The following is an 18334-nucleotide window of genomic DNA, read 5'->3' as shown; positions in this document are numbered from 1 at the left end:
TAAAGCCGCGTACAAAATGGCCCGCGYCCTGAGTAGGACGCGGGCCATTTGTTTTATTAAGTGACTGCTCAGTAAAACACGCCTGCCTTGACTAGGCAGGCGTTCGGCAACTTAAGCGGCGCTATTTTTCAGCGTCGCCATATCAATCACGAAACGGTAGCGGACATCGCCTTTTTCCATGCGCTCAAAGCCTTCATTAATGTTGTTGATATCGAGCATTTCGATATCACAGGTAATGCCTTGATCGGCGCACAGCTTGAGTAGCTCTTCGGTCTCCGCAATACCACCGATTAATGAACCGGCAACCACACGGCGCTTAAAGACCAGGTTAAAGGCTTCAATGGCAGGCTCAATGGGCTCCAGCAAGCCGACAATGATGTGAGTTCCATCATACTTCAGCGATGTTAGGTAAGGGTTTAGATCGTGCTGGACAGGCACGGTGTCGAGCATAAAGTCGAAGGTTTCAGCGACGGCGTCCATCTGCGCCTGATCGCTAGAAACGACTACATGGTCAGCACCGTTACGCTTCGCTTCGTCAACTTTGGCATCGGAGCGGGTGAAAACGGTGACTTCAGCGCCCAATGCTTTCGCCAGTTTAACGCCCATATGGCCTAATCCGCCCATACCAATCACACCGACTTTATGGCCTTTACCCACGCCGTGATGCTTAAGCGGTGAATAAGTCGTCACACCGGCACACAGAATCGGCGCTGCTGAGGCTAAATCGATGCCGTCAGGCATTTGCAGCACAAAGTGCTCGCTCACCACGATAGAGTCAGAGTAGCCGCCCTGGGTCATGGTGCCATCTTGGCGGTCTTCACTGCCGTAGGTCATGGTGAAACCTTCCAGACAGTACTGCTCTACACCGTCTTTACAGGCCGCGCAGGAACGGCATGAATCCACCATGCAACCAACGCCTACCAAGTCACCGGCTTTAAAACGTGAGACTTTATCGCCAACAGAGGTCACCCGGCCGACTATTTCATGGCCAGGAACCACGGGGTATTGGCTCATGCCCCAGTCATTGCGGGCAAAATGCAAGTCACTGTGGCAGACACCACAGTAGAGAATCTCAATCGCTACGTCATCGGGGCGCGGCTGACGACGATCAAACGTAAAGGGCGCTAAGGGCTTATCGTTAGCAAATGCCGCATAAGATAATGCTTGGCTCATCGGTGAAACTCCTTATCATCAAAAGACTGCCGTATAAATCAGCAGGCATTTCCCCCGCGTGCGAGGCATGCCAACAGTATTGGCCTATTCCGTGATGATAGCGATGACCGAAGCTACGCCATTTTTGCCCATTACTCCGATGCCACGTAATAAAATAACAAAAAACCAGCATAAATCATTATGATTATGCAAAAGCCACCAGAAACCAGAGAGAAGCAACCATGGCCTCCACCCCCCAGGCTGGCAATGCGCTGGCTGCCGTTATCGCGCCACTGATTAAAGGCGACGGTATMAATGACACGCCGCTACCCGGCGTGTCGTTACTCTGTTTAAGCCGCCMCCAGGTGCGCACGCCGCTTCTTTATGAGCCGAGCCTGACCATCATTGCCCAAGGGCGCAAAATGGGCTATCTCGGTGATCGCGAAATCTATTACGACCCCGGCCACTACTTGGTCCAAACGCTACCACTGCCCTTTGAGTGCGAAACCTACGGCTCACCGGAAGCGCCGTTGTTAGGCATATCGGTACGCCTGGATCCCGCGCTATTAAGCGAAATGGTAACAGCGATGGGCGATACCGGTGATCATGCCCAGGCACCACTGCCGATGGCCTCGGTGGCGATGACAGAAGGCATGCAGGAGGCCGTACTGCGCTTGGCGCGCACACTAAATGAAGCGGTGGAGTGTAGCACCATGGGCACAGCACGCATTCGCGATGTGGTCTTTGAAGCGCTAAAGGGCGAACAGGGCCCCGCTTTACGGGCGCTGGTACTGGGGCATGGAAACTATTCACGCATCGTGCAGGTGCTATCTAAGCTACACCGACATTTTGCCGACGACTTTAGCGTGGAACAGTTGGCCGCCCAGGCCAATATGAGTCCGTCGACGTTTCACCACCACTTTAAGCAGATTACCCGCTCGTCCCCGGCCCAGTACTTAAAACGGCTGCGTTTAATCAAAGCGCAGCAGTTGCTGCTGCAGGATAATCACAACGTTAATCAGGCCGCTGCGGCGGTAGGTTACCGCAGCGTGCCTCAGTTTAGCCGCGACTATAAGCGCTACTTTGGCGAGCCGCCGCTTCAGCATCGCCGTCAGGAGCAAGCATTGCGGGCCTAAGCGTTTATGTTGCAGCGTTTATTTTGCAAAGACCTGACTCATATCTTTAAACGCCTTGAACTCCAGAGCATTTCCACACGGGTCGAGCAGGAACATAGTGGCCTGCTCGCCAACTTCMCCTTTAAAACGAATATACGGCTCAATCACAAACTGAGTATCCCGCGCTTTCAAGCGCTCGGCCAAGGCTTCCCACTCGTCCCACGCCAAGATGACCCCAAAGTGCGGCACCGGTACGTTGTGTCCATCTACCGGATTCGAGTGGGCGCTCTCTTGCCCTGGCGTTTTCGGCTGCTCATGAATGACCAGCTGGTGGCCGAAGAAATTAAAGTCGACCCACTGTTCGCTGGAGCGCCCCTCTTCCAAACCAAACACATCGTTATAAAACGCTCTTGCGAGCGCTACATCATAAACAGGAATCGCCAGATGGAAGGGTGAAAGACTCATGATCATTCTCCACATTATTAGGTTTTGTGAGGTTCGCGGGCACTTTATGCGGCCTCGCTGTGTTCATCCTAGGGCCGCCCATGGGAAAATAAAATCAATAACTATTTGGCTGATTCACAAAAAGGATTGATCAATGATCCGCGAGCTCAAAACGCTGATAGCGGTCGCGCAGGAAGGCACCTTTGCCGCAGCGGGCAACAAAATTGGCCTCACCCAAGCGGCGGTAAGCGCACAAATGAAGCGCCTTGAGGAAGAGCTGGGTATCGCCCTGTTTGAACGTAAAGGGCGTGCCGCTATCTTGACCCCGCGGGGCCAAGAGACGTTAAAGCAAGCCCACGCCCTGCTCACCCTCTACAGCACGCTGGGTGCTGCTACTGCGGGCCAGCCAGCGACACAGCGGGTCAATATTGGCGCCATTGCATCGATACAGCGCTCGCTACTACCCGATGCGCTGGCGCGTTTTCATCACGCCCATAGCGAGTGCCGTACCCGCGTGGTGCCTGGGCTCTCCATGGAATTGGTGAATCAAGTCGACGCCGGCGAGCTGGATATGGCGGTGATTATTCGCCCACCCTTTACGCTGCACAGCGATTTGCGCTGGACGCCCCTTGCCCATGAGCCGTTTCGGCTAATCGTGCCTTGCCATATTGATGGTGACCAGTGGCAGGAACTGATCACCCGCCAGCCCTTCGTGCGCTATGACCGCGCCTCCTTTGGTGGACGGCAAGTAGACCGCTTCCTACGCGACAATCACTGCAACGTACGCGAGGTCTGCGAAGTCGATGAACTAGAGGCCATCGTGAAACTCGTCGCCAAAGGAGTCGGCGTTGCGTTGGTGCCCCAGGCGATTGCGCAGCAACGCTGGCCACCGGGAGTGCGGGCGATTGATTTGGGCGAGCGTACGTTTCACCGCGATATAGGGCTGATTCATCCGACCAGTGGCCACTTGAGCGAACCCGCCCGGGCGCTTGCCCAATTGATTAGCGAGATCGCCCAGCGGGCGAAGCTTTAATAGCCACTCTCAGCCATTATGGAGGCAATAAAAAAACGCTACCCCTGTTGTTCGGGATAGCGTTTTAGCTAGCAACATTAAAGTGCGGTTGACTCAGTTTTACACTTCGCTGTCAGCTTCTTCTTGCGTCTCGCTTGCCGGAGTATCGCTAACTGCCTCTTCGTCCTGCTGGTCTTGCGCGTTATTTACCTCGCTCGCCTGCTCTGCGTCGCTATCGGCAGCAAGATTGAGTGGCTCATCTAGCTGCAAGGTTTGCGCGGTAAAGGCACGTACTTCGCTAAGTAGATCAGGATTTTCCGCCAAGCGCTGTCCATAAGAAGGCACGATGTCGGTCAGCGTTTGCTGCCACTCTGCGCTGGCAACCTGCTCGGGGAAAACGCGGTCAAGCAGGTTTAGCATAATAGACGGGGCTGTTGAGGCTCCCGGCGATGCGCCCAGCAGTGCCGACATGGTGCCATCTTGCGACGTCACGACTTCGGTACCGAACTGCAACACACCACCCGTTTCAGGATCTTCTTTGATAATTTGTACCCGTTGACCTGCTGTCCACAGTGTCCAATCGTCTTTGTTTGCTTCAGGGTAGTACTTCTGTAGTGCTTCAAAGCGATCATCGTCAGACATCAGTACCTGGCCAACCAAGTAACGCACCAGATTAAAGTTATCCATCCCAACTTCAGCTACCGGCCAAGTGTTATGCAGCGTCAGTGAGCTAAATAGATCCGTCCAGGAACCCTCTTTCAGGAACTTGGTGGAGACCGCCGCAAAGGGGCCAAAAAACAGCGCTGGCTCACCGTCCAGATTGCGCCGGTCCAAGTGCGGCACGGACATCGGCGGAGAACCTTCGCCCGCTTTACCATAGGCCTTAACGTCGTGCTGGGCCACCACGTCTGGATTAGTGGTATAAAGGAACTGGCCACTTACCGGGAAGCCTGCGTAAGCTTCGGCTTCAGGAATGCCCGACTCCTGCAGCAACAATAGCGCAGCACCACCCGCGCCGATAAAGACATAGCGGGAGTCCACGGTAGTTTCCCCACCGTTGGCGCGATCCGCCACGGTCACTTTCCAGGTACTGTCATCATTGCGCTCTAGACCACGCACTTCACTGCTAAGGCCCAGCGTAAAGTGGTCGCTTTGCGCCAGCGACTCAACCATTTGGCGCGTTTGCGCACCATAGTTAACTTCGGTGCCCATCTGCATGCGTGTTGCTGCAACGGGGGTGTCGCTGCCTTCACGACCTGCCATCACCAGCGGCATCCACTCGGCCAGTTCCGAGCGATCTTCAGAGTACTCCATACCCTCATACAGTGGGTTTTGTGTCATCGCCTGGTGGCGCTCACGCAGGAAGTTGACGTCGTCCTCCCCCCAAACCACCGCAATGKGCGGCACACTTTGGATAAACGAATCTGGATCACCCAGAATGCCAGCCTCTACCTGGTGAGACCAAAACTGACGGGAGACTTCAAACTGTTCGGTTACCTTAGTGGCACGCTCAATTTTAACTTGGCCATCAACTTCCGGCGTATAATTGAGCTCCATAAAGGCTGAGTGCCCGCTACCGGCATTGTTCCAGGCGTTGGAACTCTCTTCCGCCACTTGGTCCAAGCGCTCATAAAGGTGGATATTCCACTCAGGCTCAAGCTCTTGTAGGTAGGTACCCAGCGTGGCGCTCATAATGCCGCCGCCAATCAGTACCACATCAACAGGCTCATCGGCGGCAAGCGGCATGGCTGCCAGCGCCAACAGCGGAGAACAGAGTAATAGGCTAAAACGTTTTTGCATGTCATGTCCCTGACGATACAGAAAGGACGCGCCGGAACACTAGGTCTCCGGCATCGAGGGGGGTATTATTTGTCGACTAAAGTCTAACAAAAATACGTCAAGCCGGAAATATGCAATCTTACTTAAATGAGAATGAATGGAATTTAAGCTATGAAACCAGAGGATCTGGAAAAGTTAGTGACTCGCACCATGCCCTTTGGCAAGTATGAGGGCCGCCTTATCGCCGATCTCCCCGGCCCCTATTTAAACTGGTTTGCTAGGGAAGGGTTTCCCTCTGGGGAAATTGGCCAGTTGCTGCATTTGATGCATGAAATCGATCACAATGGGCTTGGCCCGCTGCTTGACCCATTGCGGAAAACGCCTAGCCAACGTGGCGAAATCTAAGGCTTTGTGTTTTTATCAGCACTCTAACGCTCGTTCAGAGCACGCTGAAATTCAGCACGGTAAGCCATCTCATGCTGTGCAGTATCCGCAGGAAAGCGGCCTAAAGCGACTGCCAGTTCAAAAAAGCCCGCTGCGGGTAAACCATCGCCGCGACGGCTGACGACCAGTGCAGAGATAAATGGCTTCTGCTGCGCGGCGTCTTCGTGCATTAACCGCTCTAACGCCTGGGTAACCTGGGCGATGGTTCGCGGCGGCGTGAGGGCCAGCGCGCTAGCCGCCTGCTGATACGTCATTGGCAAGGTGTCACGCGGTGCGCTCAGAAGTAGCTGGCGGAGAGTGGCTGCGTTACCGGTCATATATAGCCTATCGTCAGGTTTTAACACGTCMCTTTKCCCATTGGCGCCGTGTTTTTGCTAAGCCGTGTTTGTGCTAAGAAGTATGTGTGCTAAGAATAGCGAAATACGCTGTATTAAGGAGAGAACATGGTAACGCGACCAACCCAGGCGCGCCCTCGCGGTGGCCGCTGGCCAAACGTGCTGGCGGGCTTAGCCATTCTACTGATAGCCGCAGCGGCACTGATGATGGCAGGCGCCGGGCCGGCTTATCGCGGTGAACTTATCAGCCTCGGCGAGGCGTTCAACTTACTGCGCAACGGCGTCTATGCCGCCGGAGGAGCGGTAGCAGTGAGCATTATCGCGCTGTTATGGAGTATGCTGGCTCGCCGTTCTACGCCCGCTTTAATGGCCACGCTGGTGATCATCGCCGCTGCAGCGCTACTTTATGTACCCTGGCAACATTGGCAACGCGCCCAGCAGGTGCCCGCCATTCATGATATCACCACCGATACGCAGAACCCGCCTGCCTTTGAAGCCTTGGCCGAGGCGCGAGAAGCGGCGCCTAACGGGGTCGACTATCCCGGCGCAGCCACCGCGCAGCAACAGCAAGCCGCTTATCCCAATATCCAGCCGTTAGTCTTGGCCGCTCCCCCGCAATCGGTGTTGGCTGCCGCGCAAGCAGAGGCCGAAGAAGCTGGTTGGCGTATCGCCCGCATTACCGACAATCATATAGAAGCTACCGCGACCACGCGCTGGTTTGGCTTTGAGGATGATGTCGTTATTCGCTTAACCGACGTTGAAAACGGCGTGCAGGTGGATATGCGCTCGGCATCACGCCTTGGCGCCAGCGATGTGGGTACCAATGCTGCGCGTATCGAGCAGTTTTTAGCGGCGCTGGATGCGCGACTTGAATAGGCCTTTTTCGTTAATGTATTTGATCACGCCTATTGCCACCTTCGCGCGCTAAAATTCGCTCAGCGTCCAGGGTGGCGATAGGCACTTGATGCTGGGCGGGGATATCCCCACTCAATTGAAGCGCTTGATAACGCAGCGCACAAACACGCAAAAACGAGGTGAAGTTGCCCAAATCATGCCCGGCGTCGATGGATTCGTGATACAGCCGGGTAATCATCTGGGCCGTGTTCATGCCATCTCGCTGGGCAATCTCTTCGAGAATGTGCCAGAAATAATTCTCCATGCGCACGCTGGTGACCATACCATCGATACGCAGCGAGTGTGTCGCACTGCGCCACAGCTCGGGGTCAGCTTGAATAAACAGTTTACACATGGGCGTAGTCTCTTTTGGTAGACATCGTCTCTTGGCCTATTAGCCTCCACACGAGTCATTAGCATAGCGGACATAAGCGCAGAACGCCCAGCGGGTGCTGGGCGMAAACGTCGTTATCACTGCGGATAAACTTACTTATTCAGTAACGCCATAAACTGGGCAAGCCAAGCCGGGTGGGCAGGCCAAGCCGGTGCGGTGACTAAATTGCCATCAGTGACCGCATCGGTCACTTCCAGGTTGGCAAAGTGGCCACCCGCAAGTTCTACCTCCGGCTGGCAGGCAGGGTACGCAGAGCACTGCCGACCTTCCAGCACGTTGGCAGCAGCTAACAGCTGGGCGCCGTGACAAATCGCAGCCACGGGCTTATGGGTCTCAAAAAAGTGCTGAACCATGGTTAGCACCTCTTTATTCAAGCGAAGATACTCCGGTGCGCGGCCACCAGGCACCACCAGAGCATCGTAATCGGCTGGATTAGTGCTGGCGAAATCAGCGTTCAGTGCAAAGCGGTGGCCGGGCTTTTCGGAATAGGTTTGATCGCCTTCAAAGTCATGAATCGCGGTGGCCACGGTGTCGCCTGAGGCTTTCCCAGGGCAGACAGCATCGACACGGTGGCCAACGGCCATGAGTGCCTGAAACGGCACCATGGTTTCATAATCTTCAGTGAAATCGCCGGTGATCATTAAAATGCGCTTGCTGCTCATCTCCGTGCTCCTCTTATCTATTTATCTTATGATTATTGATCGAGTGTTTGAGCACACGCGGGGCGTGTTAGATGAGACTAGCAAGCGCTTTCCAACAACAGGTAGTAATTGCTTACTACTGAGTAACTTCTTCCTTCTGTGGGAGAGAGAGACGCTGCTGCCCTGCCGTGTCACTGACGCGGAAGCGCCCTACCAGTGAATGCATATCCCCGGCACGATCATCCAGCGTATGGCTGGCCGTGGTCGCTTCTTGCACCAACCGGGCATTCTGGTGTGTCACCTGATCCAACTGCGAAATTGCCTGGTTGATCTGATCAATACCAGCCGATTGCTCATGGGTCGCTCCTGCAATCTCGGTAACATAGCGCGTCACCTCACCCAGGCTATCAATGATTTCCTGCAGGTGTTTGCTGGAGGCGTTTACCAGTTGCTCACCCTCGCTTACCTTGGCGACACTATCGTCAACCAAATGGCGAATTTGGGCAGCTTCTTCGGCGCTACGTCCAGCTAGTTTGCGAACTTCCTGGGCCACCACGGCAAACCCCCGCCCCTGCTCACCCGCTCGCGCGGCTTCAACAGAAGCATTGAGCGCCAGCAAGTTGGTTTGAAAGGCGATATCGTCAATGGCTTTAATAATAGAGGTGATCTTTTCGCTCGCCTCACGGATATCCCCCATCGCCGCCGTCGTGCGCGTTGACACATCGCCTGCTGCACGAGCGCGCTGGTCAACATTGCCGCTGGCGTCTTTGGCCTGATCAGCGTACTCAGCGGTCTGTTTCACCGTGGCAGTAATCTGTTCAAGACTTGAGGCCGTTTCCGCCAACGACGCCGCCTGCTGGTCGGTACGCTGGGAGAGGTTCTCATTACCCGCGGCAATTTGTCGGCTGCTGGCCGCAATGGATTCGGCGCTTTCACGAATTTGCGCCACCATGCTTTCAAAGGTATCCATCATATTATTAAACGCTTGAGCAGTTTGGCCCACTTCATCGTTGCGCTTAAGCTCAAGACGCTTAGACAGGTCAGCATTTTCGCCTGCGGCACCACTGATGTTTTCCATTTGATGGCGCATCGCTACTAGCGGGCCCAGCACCCGTACCATGGTACGCCAGCCAAAAATCGCAAGTAGTGCGATAACCGCTAGTGTGACCATGATCAGTAAGGAACGACCAGCATTTGCTAACGTCTCTGCCTGGGTCGCGGCGCTGTCAGCCTGACCGACGGTATACGCTTCAACATCACTTAGCGCCGCACGCATCTGAGTCATCGCTTGGGCAACATTTGTGAGCGCCGCTTGCACCTGGGCGCTTAACTCCAACTGCTGTAAACGAAGCTCATAGACAGCGTTGTCATCGGATACCATCAGTCCATCCAGCTCTACGATGACATCGTCTAAATCACTAATCAGCGCGCGCTGCTCTACTCCGGTACTCGGTGCATCGGCGATCGCTGCGAGTGACTGGCGAGCCAGCCCCACCTGTTGGGCAATTTCATTGTGGCGCAAGTTGACCAGCGCGTCGGCGCTATCCGTTTGCATCATCTGGCGACCCAGGTCAGACAGTACCGCCAACGCCATGCGGGCATTGCCGCTTAGGCGTCCGATATCCGCTTGCGCGGTAAACATGTTGTCGAGCAACTGTGTTGGCAGCGTGGTCATGCCATCTTCGCGCCAGGCTTCCATTAACTCGCGCTGTTCACGATCACTACGAACCTGCGCTAACGCCGTACGACCGGCAATATCTTCAGCGCTCAGCATCACTTGTGAAATGAGTGATTGCATCGCACTAATGCGCTCAGCCATTTGAGTTTGTAGGTTCAGCTCTTCACGGCGCACGGCTTCCAGCGCCGTATCCCCTTCTAGCAACGCTTGATAGTGGCTATCCAGGTCACTCAATCCTTGCGTTTGATCAACTCCACGCAGGCCTTGTCGCGCATCATGAAAACGCTCATCTAATGCCGATTGAGTAGTGACTTCATCAAGGCCATTCACGCCCTCTGCAGCAAGCAAATCCGCATGGCGTTGACCAAATGCCCCCATGGTGAGCACCATGCCCATGCTGGCATCCTGAAGCGGTAACACCTCACCGGTAATATAGCGCTGTGAGTCGATTAGCCGTTGGTTGGTGGTCCATCCCGTTGCTGCCAGTACGACGGCGCCCAGCACGGCAGCTAAGAACAGGCTGATCAACATCGCTCGAATACTTAAGGTTTTTTTCATTATCTGTTTTCACTTGTGTCAGGGTCTTACAAATAACGTAAGCTTTGGTGGTGTAAGCGTTAGGGCAGCAGGTTTGCCCATTCCACTGACTCGAAACGGCCATTTGTGATAATAGTGGGCCATACCGCATCGCTGGCTTGATGATCATCAGGCCCCAAGCTCAACGGCTCTTCTAAGCCAATATCCACCGAGCCCAAGCCGAGCAAGCCATCCACAATAGCGTCACGATCTGGGTTCGCGCCGGCCGCCTTTACGCCCTCGACAAAGAGCTTTGCCGCCAGGTAGCCTTCAAGGGAAATAAAGTCAGGTTCGCTACCATTGGCATGGGTTTCCAGCGCCTGGCGGTAGGACTCAACAGCAGGCAGTTCGGCATCCAGGGGCGGTACGACCTGGGTAATAATGACACCTTCTGCGAGATCACCGAGCTCATCCATAAGCGCTTGGCTGCCCACAAAAGAGACGTTTAGAAATACCGCCTCAGGAAGGTCATTCTTCGCTTCACGAATAAAGTCTGCAGCAGGCCCGTAGGTACCCACAATAATAATCGCCCGCGGCGTCACTGGCGCTTCCAAAATGGTCGCTAGGCCCTGGTGAATATTGCGAGTTCCGCGGGTAAAGCGTCCATGGGCCAGCGCCGAAATATTATCAACGCCATGGGCAGTTAACGCTTGTGAGGCACCATTATATCCCGCATCGCCAAAGCTATCGTTTTGGGTGAAGAAGGCAATTTCCTCGGGCAACACCCCTGCTTCCAACAGCCCATCCACCATGGCGGCGGTTTCTTGTACGTAGCTGGCCCGATAGTTAATCACGTAGCGGTCTGGCGGTGTCTTACGCAGTACGCCTGCACCGGTAAACGCCCCATAAAGCAGCGTTTCATATTCGTTATAAATGGGAATGGTAACGGTAGCCGTCGGAGTGCCGACATTGCCAATCGCAGCCAGCACTTCATCCTCTTGAATAAGTTCTCGGGTATTACTGGCGGCTTGCAGCGGTTTGTACTGATCATCGCGGGCAATCAAGGCAAGCGTTTCGCCATTAACCCCACCCTCTGCATTGACTTCGGCAAAGTAGGTCTCGATACCTTTTTGCATGCCCAGCCCTAGCGGTGCTGCCCCCCCGCTGGAAGGGGCAACAATCCCAAAGGTCAGTTCCGCCTGCGCTAGCAGTGGAGCAAACACCCCGCCTAATAAAGCTATTGTTAATACAATCCTTTTTAATAAGACTTCTCTTAATAACCAGGTTCCCAATCGTTGCATTGATCTGCTCCTTAATGGCTAGATCACTTCCCCACGTAAATAGCATGGGCAAAGGTATGTCGTGCACCCCTCACACCTTCGCCACATTACCGAGCCTTTAGTTATTACTATCGGCAGGAGAATATACGACTAAAGATTAATTATCGTTGATTAATAAGTAACAAATATTACTTAGAATGTAACAATTAATTTCAAGCCCGCCAAAAGCTCTAAATTATGCGTTTTATGCGGGTCTTTCGATGGCAAAACGGTCGCTAATCCGAATGTAATCACTGCCAGCTAAACGCCCAACAGGTTTGAGCAAATCCATATCCACATGGCGGCCGTCCCACAGCGAATCGTCAATATGAATTGAGACGACTTGAGCCAGCACTAACGTGCCTGCCAAAGGCTGGTCACCAAACCGGATCATATCAAAAAGTTTGCAGCCAAACGCCACAGGAGCATTCGCAATCCGCGGTACGTTTACGCCAGGCATCACGGCTTTTTCAAGCTCCGCCAGGGCAAACTCATCCTCGCCCGGCGGCAAGCTGGCGCTGGTGGTATTGAGCGCCTCAATTAACCCTTCACTACCCACATGCACGACGCATTCAGGTACTTCATTTAAATTGCGCACCGTGTCTTTAAGTTCGCCGCTGCCATTGAGTAATGGCGAAAATGCCAGCACCGGCGGATTCACACTGGCCACGTTAAAGAAGGAAAACGGCGCCAAATTGGTATTTCCCCGCTTATCCTGGGTAGATACCCAGGCAATTGGCCGGGGGCAAACGCTGCCGGATAGCAGCCGATAAATAACCCCTGGGCTTAGCGGCGCGTCATCTAATAGGTAATCACTCATTGATGGCTCCTTGATGGTGAGTTTTCAGGTTAGTATCACTCTATAACAGCACAGCCTACGACGCTCAGTTTTGCCATTATCGATAAGGCCAGTTTGAGGAGACCTTTTAATGAAGATTGTCATTGCCGATGATTACCAGGACTGTGTGCGCCATTTAGATGCCTTCAAACAGCTCGAAGGCCATGATGTAACGGTTTATCACGACACCCTTACCGACCTGGACGCGCTGAGTGAGCGTTTCAAGGCAGCCGAGGCGCTAGTGCTTATTCGCGAACGCACACCGATAACCGCAGCCCTACTTAAGCGTTTGCCCAACCTGAAAGTGATTAGCCAAACCGGTGGCGGTGCCGCTCATGTGGATATACCGGCCTGCCGCCATCATGGCATAACGGTAATGACGGGCACCGGTTCGCCCTACGCTGCAGCGGAATTAACCTGGGGTTTGGTGCTGGCCGCGATGCGCCATATACCGGCAGAGGTTGAGAACCTGAAAGCAGGCCGCTGGCAACGCACCTTAGGTACAGGTCTGAAAGGTCGCACACTCGGCATTTTTGGCTACGGAAAAATCGGCAGTTTAGTAGCATGCTACGGTCAGGCATTTGAAATGAAGGTGTTGGTGTGGGGCCGGGAAGGCACTCTCCAGCGCGCCTCTGATGCCGGAATTGAGGTGGCCCAAACCCAGGCCGATCTGTTTCAGCGTGCGGATGTGCTCAGCCTCCACCTGCGTTTGAACGACGAAACCCGCGGTATAGTCAGCGCTGAATCCCTCGCCCAAATGAAGCCGACGTCTTTGTTGGTAAATACCAGCCGTGCTCAGCTAGTGGCGCCAGGGACACTGGAGCAGGCTCTAAAAGCCGGGCAGCCCGGCCAAGCCGCCGTCGACGTTTTTGACGCGGAACCGCTTTTGGCTGACTCGCTACTAGAGCTGCCTAACCTTGTCGCCACGCCACACCTTGGCTATGTAGAGAAAGATAGCTACGAACTCTATTTTGGCGATGCTTTTAGCAATCTACTGGCGTATATCAATGGTCAGCCGATCAACAATCTAGCCAGTTAATTGAGCGCGATAAGAGTGTAGCGACCACTGCCTCTGTGCCAATTGTGCTAGCCTTATGGGTTCACGAGTAACACAGAGGCCATTAATGCTCACCATTTCAAGTAACGTTACCCTGGCAGACTGGGAGATTGATATTAGCCAGATTCGCGCCCAAGGCGCCGGCGGCCAGAACGTCAATAAAGTCGCTTCAGCGGTACACCTGCGCTTCGACATTCTGAGTTCCACGCTGCCCCCGCTATACAAGGAGCGCTTAATGGCGCTGGCCGATCAGCGCATCAGCAAAGAGGGCGTGGTCATTATTAAAGCCCAGAGCCACCGCAAGCTCGAGCTCAATAAAGAGGACGCGCTAGCGCGTTTAAAAGAGCTGATACAGAGTGCCACCAAGCAGCAAAAAGTACGCCGTGCCACTAAGCCTACCAAAGGTTCGCAGCGCCGCCGCGTTGATCACAAAACCCGTAAGGGCAAAATTAAATCGCTGCGCGGTAAGGTGTCGGCCTCTTAATGACTAAAGACGCCGCACCTCCCGCTCAGCGACCCCTTTCGCCCTGCATACAGATCTGTCAGATTGAACCAACAACATCGGTGTGTGAAGGGTGTGGCCGCACGCTGGATGAAATTGCGGTTTGGGGCAGCATGACCGAGGCCGAAAAGACCCCGGTATGGGAACGCTTAATCGCCGAAGGCTATGTTTCTAAGGGCTATGTTTCTAAGGGCTATGTTTCTAAGGGCTATGTTTCCAAAGGCTACGTTTCTAAAGGCAGGGCTTCTGGCGAGTGACGGTCGCGCAAGATATGGTGTAGCTCGCCACACGCGACCATCGGGTCATCACAGTTAATCACAATATCCGAGTGGGCCAATACATAGCTGCGGCCAGTAATGGTATTTTCCACTACCTGGTAAGCCCCTTCCTGATGGGTGCCAATGAAGGTGCCGATAAACCCCGTCTCACGCAGTGACACCGTCTCTAGCTTATCACCTACATTCAAACGCCCTTCGTAGTGCATTAGCGCTAGACGTGCCGAGGTGCCGGTGCCCGTTGTGCTGCGGCAAATAACGCCTGGATGAACGTAGGTCGTTGACCGTGAACGTGTATACCCCTCCCCTATTTGCTCTTCAGGGCCCATAAAGTGCAAAAATGGCAGCGGCCCAACATCGCCCAGAGTGTAGTGGGAAAAGCCTCGCTGCGCTTTTATCGCTTCGACAATTTTGTAGGCACACTCCGAAAGCGCGCGCTCTTCATCACGGGAAAGCTTAAAGCCCAGCTCAGTGGCATCGACTAAAGCGTAAAAACCACCGCTATAGGCAATCGAATAAGTGACTTCGCCAACCCCCGGGACTTGAATCGTATCGCGGTAGGTATCGATATAGCTGGGCAGGCCGCCACAGGTAACCGACTCCACCACCCCGTTATGCACCTTTGCTTCGATTTGCACTAGACCCGCTGGCGCTTCCAGCTTAAAACGCTGAATACCTTCCTGCTTGGGCACAATGCCACTCTCCAACACCGCAGTGGCGGTACACAGCGTGTTGGAGCCGGAGTAAATGGGGTACCCCATCACTTCCATAATGATGTAACCCGCGACCGCTTCTGGGTGAGTGGCGGGCACTAGCAAATCAACCGACATTTCCGGAATACCGTAGGGCTCTTCCAGCAGCAGGCGCCGCAAACCGTCGGCATCATCGCGCAGATACTCCATCTGCTCGCGCACAGTGGCGCCCGGCAGACTATCAATCCCCCCCGTGACGATACGACTAACATCGCCTCCGGCATGGGTGTCCATTAGCTGAATGGTATGCAGGTTATGCACTATTGGCGCTCCTGAGCGGCAGAAGAGGAGTTTTCGAGGGCGAACGGCGCACCGTGGGAGGCCCACTGGGCGTCGGGGACAAGCACAATTTTGCCCAGGTAGTTGCTGCCCCGATTGACAAAATAGCGCTCGGCGGCATGCAGATCAGACAGCTTAAATGCCGCATGCAGCACTGGCTTTAAGTCGCCACTGCGAATCCACGCCACTAACTGTTCGGCCTCTTCACGGGTGCCGTGGGAAACGCCAAATATCTGCACTTGGTAAAGATAAACCCGGGTCCACATCATTTCGCTAAGGTTGCCACCGCTAGCCCCGGCAATAGAGAGGCGCGGATAGCTTTTGCGCCCCTGCATATCAACAATCATGGTGTCGATAAACAGGTTGGTCATCTCACCACCAACCAAATCCATCACTGCATCAATCGGTTGGCCAGCAGTGGTTTCCAGCACCCGCTCAACAAAGGTGGGCAGGTCGCCACGATCAATCACCGCTTCCGCACCTAATGCTTTGAGCGCCTCGGCCTTGTCTAACTGGCTGACCGCATAGGGGATAGCGCCCACGATGCGGCAGAGCTGAATAAGTGCGGTGCCCACGCCGCCGCTGGCTCCGCTGACCAGCACACGCTCGCCAGCACTCACTTTGGCAGCGGTCATCATATGGTAAGCCGTCTGATACGAGCACATGCCCATTGCGGCCAGTTCGGCATCGTGCAGTTCAGGGTTGGGCACGTGATAAAACTGATCCGCAGGCACGGCGATATACTCAGCAAACCCGCCGTCGGCTCCATGGCCGTAGTAATCCGGGGTTAGATTAATATCGCGACGCTCGTCAGCGTAGATATTAAAATCAAGCAGCCCGCGCTGGCCAATGCGCTCAACGTCAACGCCTTCGCCGACCGCCACTATGCGGCCAGCGACATCGGCCCCTTGAATCCGCGGGAAGGTTAACGTGGGGGTGCCGCCCATGGCAAAGGAGGTAACATCGCCCTTGTCCTTGGTGGGATAAAGCCCTTCACGGGCCTTGCGGTCAGTGTTGTTCTTCGCCGTCGCGGTCACCTGCACCAGTACTTCACCCGCCTTAGGCTGCGGCGTGGCGACATCCTGATGGTATTCCAACTTTTCGATACCACCATGCCCGGTTAATAGCATAGCGGCCATGGTAGTCGGCGCAGTATGTGAAGTTTCGGCCATGGGCTGGCTCCTAAATCGATAAAGACAGGCTGATCAAATACAGGTTAGCTAAAGACGGGGACGCCAATCAGCGCTGTATGTAGATAAAAGGCAAACACGACATACGCTATCAAGCCCACTAGCACGGTGGCAATCGTTGCCATTTTTGAGGTACTAACCGACTCAGGCGGTGTCAAGCGGCCGCGTTTTTTAGCGGTCTTGAACGCCAGGATAGCCCAGATAAGAAAGGCAGCAAAAAAGATAATATCGCCTAAGCGCCCGTTGGCCAGCAGGTGAGCAAACGCCCAGATTTTTACCGCCAGCATCATCGGATGGCCAAGCTTGGCCCTAATGGCGTTGCCCGGAACATAGGCCGCCACCAGCATGATAAAGGCTGGCACCATCAGCAACGCCACCGCATGACGCATGCCCGCGGGCGGGTGCCAGATATAGATGGGGTCTAGGCGCATCTGGCCAAAACCGTAAATAGCAATGGCCAGGCCAACGATGGATACGGCTGAATAGGCGACTTTCCAAGTGGTTTCGCCGCGTTGAGCAATCTGCTGCTGACGCCAGTCTTCAGCAAAAATACGTACAGAGTGGCTGCCTAAAAAAATCAGCAGCCCGATAATCATAATGGTCATGGAACAACTCCCAGTTAAAACGCTAGTCTAGGCTTTATGCCTTATAGTTTTGGTCGCTGCAGAGGATGCCACACTCAACCGCTGACCACCTACGTATGTGTCAACTTTTCGTTTCCTGGCGAGTCGCTCACTGGCTAGCCTAAAACCAGTGCTTGCGCTTAAACAGCCAAATCAGCACGCCACCGATACCTAGCATGGCACCCCAAACAAAAAAGTAGCCGTATTGATAACGCAATTCAGGCATATTTTCGAAGTTCATGCCGTAAATCCCGGCGATAAACGTAAGAGGGACAAAGATCGCGGTAATCACCGTGAGCACGCGCATGGTGATATTTAACTGGTGGGAGGAAATAGAGATATAGCCATCAACCAAGTCACCGCAAATGTCGTAATACATCTGGGTCAAGGTGTAGAGACGCTCGAAACGATCCGCTACGTCGTTGATGGCGTGCAGGGTTTCGCTATCTTCCCGAGGCAAATGCTCGTAGTCATAAGCGGTTAGTTCCTGGGTAATACCCTGGTGGTAGCTAAAGATGCGGCGCATCTTAACCAGCCGGGAACGGTAAGTGATGATCTTGCGCATTAGCACATCATTACCATTTTCCAGCAGTTCGTCTTCAAGATCGCTTAACGCCGTTTCAAATTCGAGCAAGCTGTCAATATAAAAGCCCGCTGAAATATACATTATCCGCAGCGCGACGTGTTCAGGCGAGTGGGCCAGCAGGGCTTTACCGTGCTCGTTGAAAAGGCGCTCAATGGAGAGCGCTTGTCCAGGATGAAGCGTAACCAAAAAACGCTCACCCACAAAAAAGCAAACCTGCTGAGGCAGGTAGTTCAGTTCGGCATCGAAGGAGGAGATGCCGCGATAAATAATCAGCGTATGGTTGTCGAACTCTTCAATTTTAGGCGGATGGCGCTCTTTGTGAGCATCCTGAATGGCCATGGGATGAAACTCAAACGCCTCTAAAATTTTGCGCTCGCTCTGCTGGGACTCCCCCTGCATATCGATCCATATATGGCTACCTGGCGTGGATTGCCATACGGTCATCAGGTGTTCATCGCCCTCACGGGTCTCGCCTTCAGGCGTGGTCAGAATAGTCCGAATCATGGTCA

Annotated in this window: 20 protein-coding genes; 7 read left to right on the top strand and 13 right to left on the bottom strand. The window is 54.2% G+C overall.

Annotation, left to right across the window (positions count from 1 at the left end; translation table 11 throughout):
• Positions 1–111 precede the first annotated feature (111 nt).
• Positions 112–1173, bottom strand: coding sequence for an NAD(P)-dependent alcohol dehydrogenase (locus tag HALO_RS07495; protein ID WP_035584559.1), 1062 nt, complete (start codon positions 1171–1173; stop codon positions 112–114).
• Between the two features lie 221 nt (positions 1174–1394).
• Here HALO_RS07495 and HALO_RS07490 point away from each other — a divergent pair, with 221 nt between their 5' ends.
• A complete protein-coding gene (locus HALO_RS07490) occupies positions 1395–2288 on the top strand; it encodes an AraC family transcriptional regulator (protein WP_050713269.1) in 894 nt (297 codons plus the stop codon).
• A gap of 18 nt (positions 2289–2306) precedes the next feature.
• Here the strand turns inward: HALO_RS07490 and HALO_RS07485 are convergent, their stop codons facing one another.
• Complete coding sequence (locus HALO_RS07485; protein WP_035584565.1) at positions 2307–2732, bottom strand: VOC family protein; 426 nt, start codon at positions 2730–2732, stop codon at positions 2307–2309.
• Positions 2733–2865: 133 nt separating this feature from the next.
• On the opposite strand from HALO_RS07485, the gene HALO_RS07480 reads away from it, so the two are divergent.
• On the top strand, positions 2866–3744 hold the full coding sequence (locus tag HALO_RS07480) for a LysR family transcriptional regulator (protein ID WP_035584568.1): 879 nt from the start codon (positions 2866–2868) through the stop codon (positions 3742–3744).
• Between the two features lie 99 nt (positions 3745–3843).
• Here the strand turns inward: HALO_RS07480 and mqo are convergent, their stop codons facing one another.
• Complete coding sequence (mqo, locus tag HALO_RS07475) at positions 3844–5523, bottom strand: malate dehydrogenase (quinone) (RefSeq protein WP_050713268.1); 1680 nt, start codon at positions 5521–5523, stop codon at positions 3844–3846.
• Positions 5524–5673: 150 nt separating this feature from the next.
• Here mqo and HALO_RS07470 point away from each other — a divergent pair, with 150 nt between their 5' ends.
• Entirely contained in the window at positions 5674–5907 is a 234-nt protein-coding gene (locus HALO_RS07470; protein WP_035584574.1) for a DUF3820 family protein, read from the top strand.
• Between the two features lie 23 nt (positions 5908–5930).
• Here HALO_RS07470 and HALO_RS07465 read toward each other — a convergent pair whose 3' ends face one another.
• A complete protein-coding gene (locus tag HALO_RS07465) occupies positions 5931–6263 on the bottom strand; it encodes a hypothetical protein (RefSeq protein WP_035584577.1) in 333 nt (110 codons plus the stop codon).
• A gap of 126 nt (positions 6264–6389) precedes the next feature.
• On the opposite strand from HALO_RS07465, the gene HALO_RS07460 reads away from it, so the two are divergent.
• On the top strand, positions 6390–7157 hold the full coding sequence (locus HALO_RS07460; RefSeq protein ID WP_035584580.1) for a DUF1499 domain-containing protein: 768 nt from the start codon (positions 6390–6392) through the stop codon (positions 7155–7157).
• 10 nt (positions 7158–7167) lie between these two features.
• Here HALO_RS07460 and HALO_RS07455 read toward each other — a convergent pair whose 3' ends face one another.
• The 5 genes from HALO_RS07455 to HALO_RS07435 all read right to left on the bottom strand — a co-directional run bounded on the left by HALO_RS07455 (position 7168) and on the right by HALO_RS07435 (position 12543).
• Positions 7168–7530, bottom strand: a complete 363-nt coding sequence (locus HALO_RS07455) for a ribbon-helix-helix domain-containing protein (RefSeq protein ID WP_035584583.1) — start codon at positions 7528–7530, stop codon at positions 7168–7170.
• 131 nt (positions 7531–7661) lie between these two features.
• Positions 7662–8231, bottom strand: coding sequence for a DJ-1/PfpI family protein (locus HALO_RS07450; RefSeq protein WP_035584586.1), 570 nt, complete (start codon positions 8229–8231; stop codon positions 7662–7664).
• 115 nt (positions 8232–8346) lie between these two features.
• A complete protein-coding gene (locus tag HALO_RS07445) occupies positions 8347–10446 on the bottom strand; it encodes a methyl-accepting chemotaxis protein (protein WP_035584589.1) in 2100 nt (699 codons plus the stop codon).
• Positions 10447–10505: 59 nt separating this feature from the next.
• Complete coding sequence (locus HALO_RS07440) at positions 10506–11705, bottom strand: ABC transporter substrate-binding protein (RefSeq protein WP_035584592.1); 1200 nt, start codon at positions 11703–11705, stop codon at positions 10506–10508.
• 223 nt (positions 11706–11928) lie between these two features.
• Positions 11929–12543, bottom strand: a complete 615-nt coding sequence (locus HALO_RS07435; protein WP_035584595.1) for a flavin reductase family protein — start codon at positions 12541–12543, stop codon at positions 11929–11931.
• 109 nt (positions 12544–12652) lie between these two features.
• Between HALO_RS07435 and HALO_RS07430 the strand changes: the two genes are divergently transcribed.
• From HALO_RS07430 to HALO_RS07420, 3 genes are all read left to right on the top strand, one after another.
• Positions 12653–13600 carry a D-2-hydroxyacid dehydrogenase family protein gene (locus HALO_RS07430; RefSeq protein ID WP_035584598.1) on the top strand — a complete coding sequence of 316 codons (948 nt, stop codon included), beginning with the start codon at positions 12653–12655 and terminating at the stop codon, positions 13598–13600.
• An 85-nt stretch (positions 13601–13685) separates the two neighbouring features.
• Complete coding sequence (arfB, locus tag HALO_RS07425) at positions 13686–14102, top strand: alternative ribosome rescue aminoacyl-tRNA hydrolase ArfB (protein ID WP_035584601.1); 417 nt, start codon at positions 13686–13688, stop codon at positions 14100–14102.
• Entirely contained in the window at positions 14102–14377 is a 276-nt protein-coding gene (locus HALO_RS07420) for a DUF1289 domain-containing protein (protein WP_035584604.1), read from the top strand. Before arfB ends, HALO_RS07420 begins: the two co-directional genes overlap by 1 nt.
• Here the strand turns inward: HALO_RS07420 and HALO_RS07415 are convergent.
• From HALO_RS07415 to corA, 4 genes are all read right to left on the bottom strand, one after another.
• Positions 14344–15408 (bottom strand): proline racemase family protein, encoded by a 1065-nt coding sequence (locus HALO_RS07415; protein ID WP_172821663.1) that lies wholly within the window; start codon positions 15406–15408, stop codon positions 14344–14346. The genes HALO_RS07420 and HALO_RS07415 overlap by 34 nt on opposite strands.
• A complete protein-coding gene (locus HALO_RS07410) occupies positions 15408–16598 on the bottom strand; it encodes a zinc-binding dehydrogenase (RefSeq protein WP_035584608.1) in 1191 nt (396 codons plus the stop codon). The genes HALO_RS07415 and HALO_RS07410 overlap by 1 nt, the downstream gene beginning before the upstream one ends.
• Positions 16599–16642: 44 nt before the next feature.
• Positions 16643–17221 carry an NnrU family protein gene (locus HALO_RS07405; protein WP_035584612.1) on the bottom strand — a complete coding sequence of 193 codons (579 nt, stop codon included), beginning with the start codon at positions 17219–17221 and terminating at the stop codon, positions 16643–16645.
• Positions 17222–17360: 139 nt separating this feature from the next.
• Positions 17361–18329, bottom strand: coding sequence for a magnesium/cobalt transporter CorA (gene corA, locus HALO_RS07400; protein ID WP_035584616.1), 969 nt, complete (start codon positions 18327–18329; stop codon positions 17361–17363).
• Positions 18330–18334: the final 5 nt, after the last annotated feature.

It is taken from the genome of Halomonas sp. R57-5, from assembly GCF_900070345.1.
GTDB classification, from domain to species: Bacteria; Pseudomonadota; Gammaproteobacteria; order Pseudomonadales; family Halomonadaceae; genus Vreelandella; species Vreelandella ventosae_B.
Note: the sequence above shows the minus strand (reverse complement) of the source record. Positions and strands in the feature narration are given on the sequence as shown.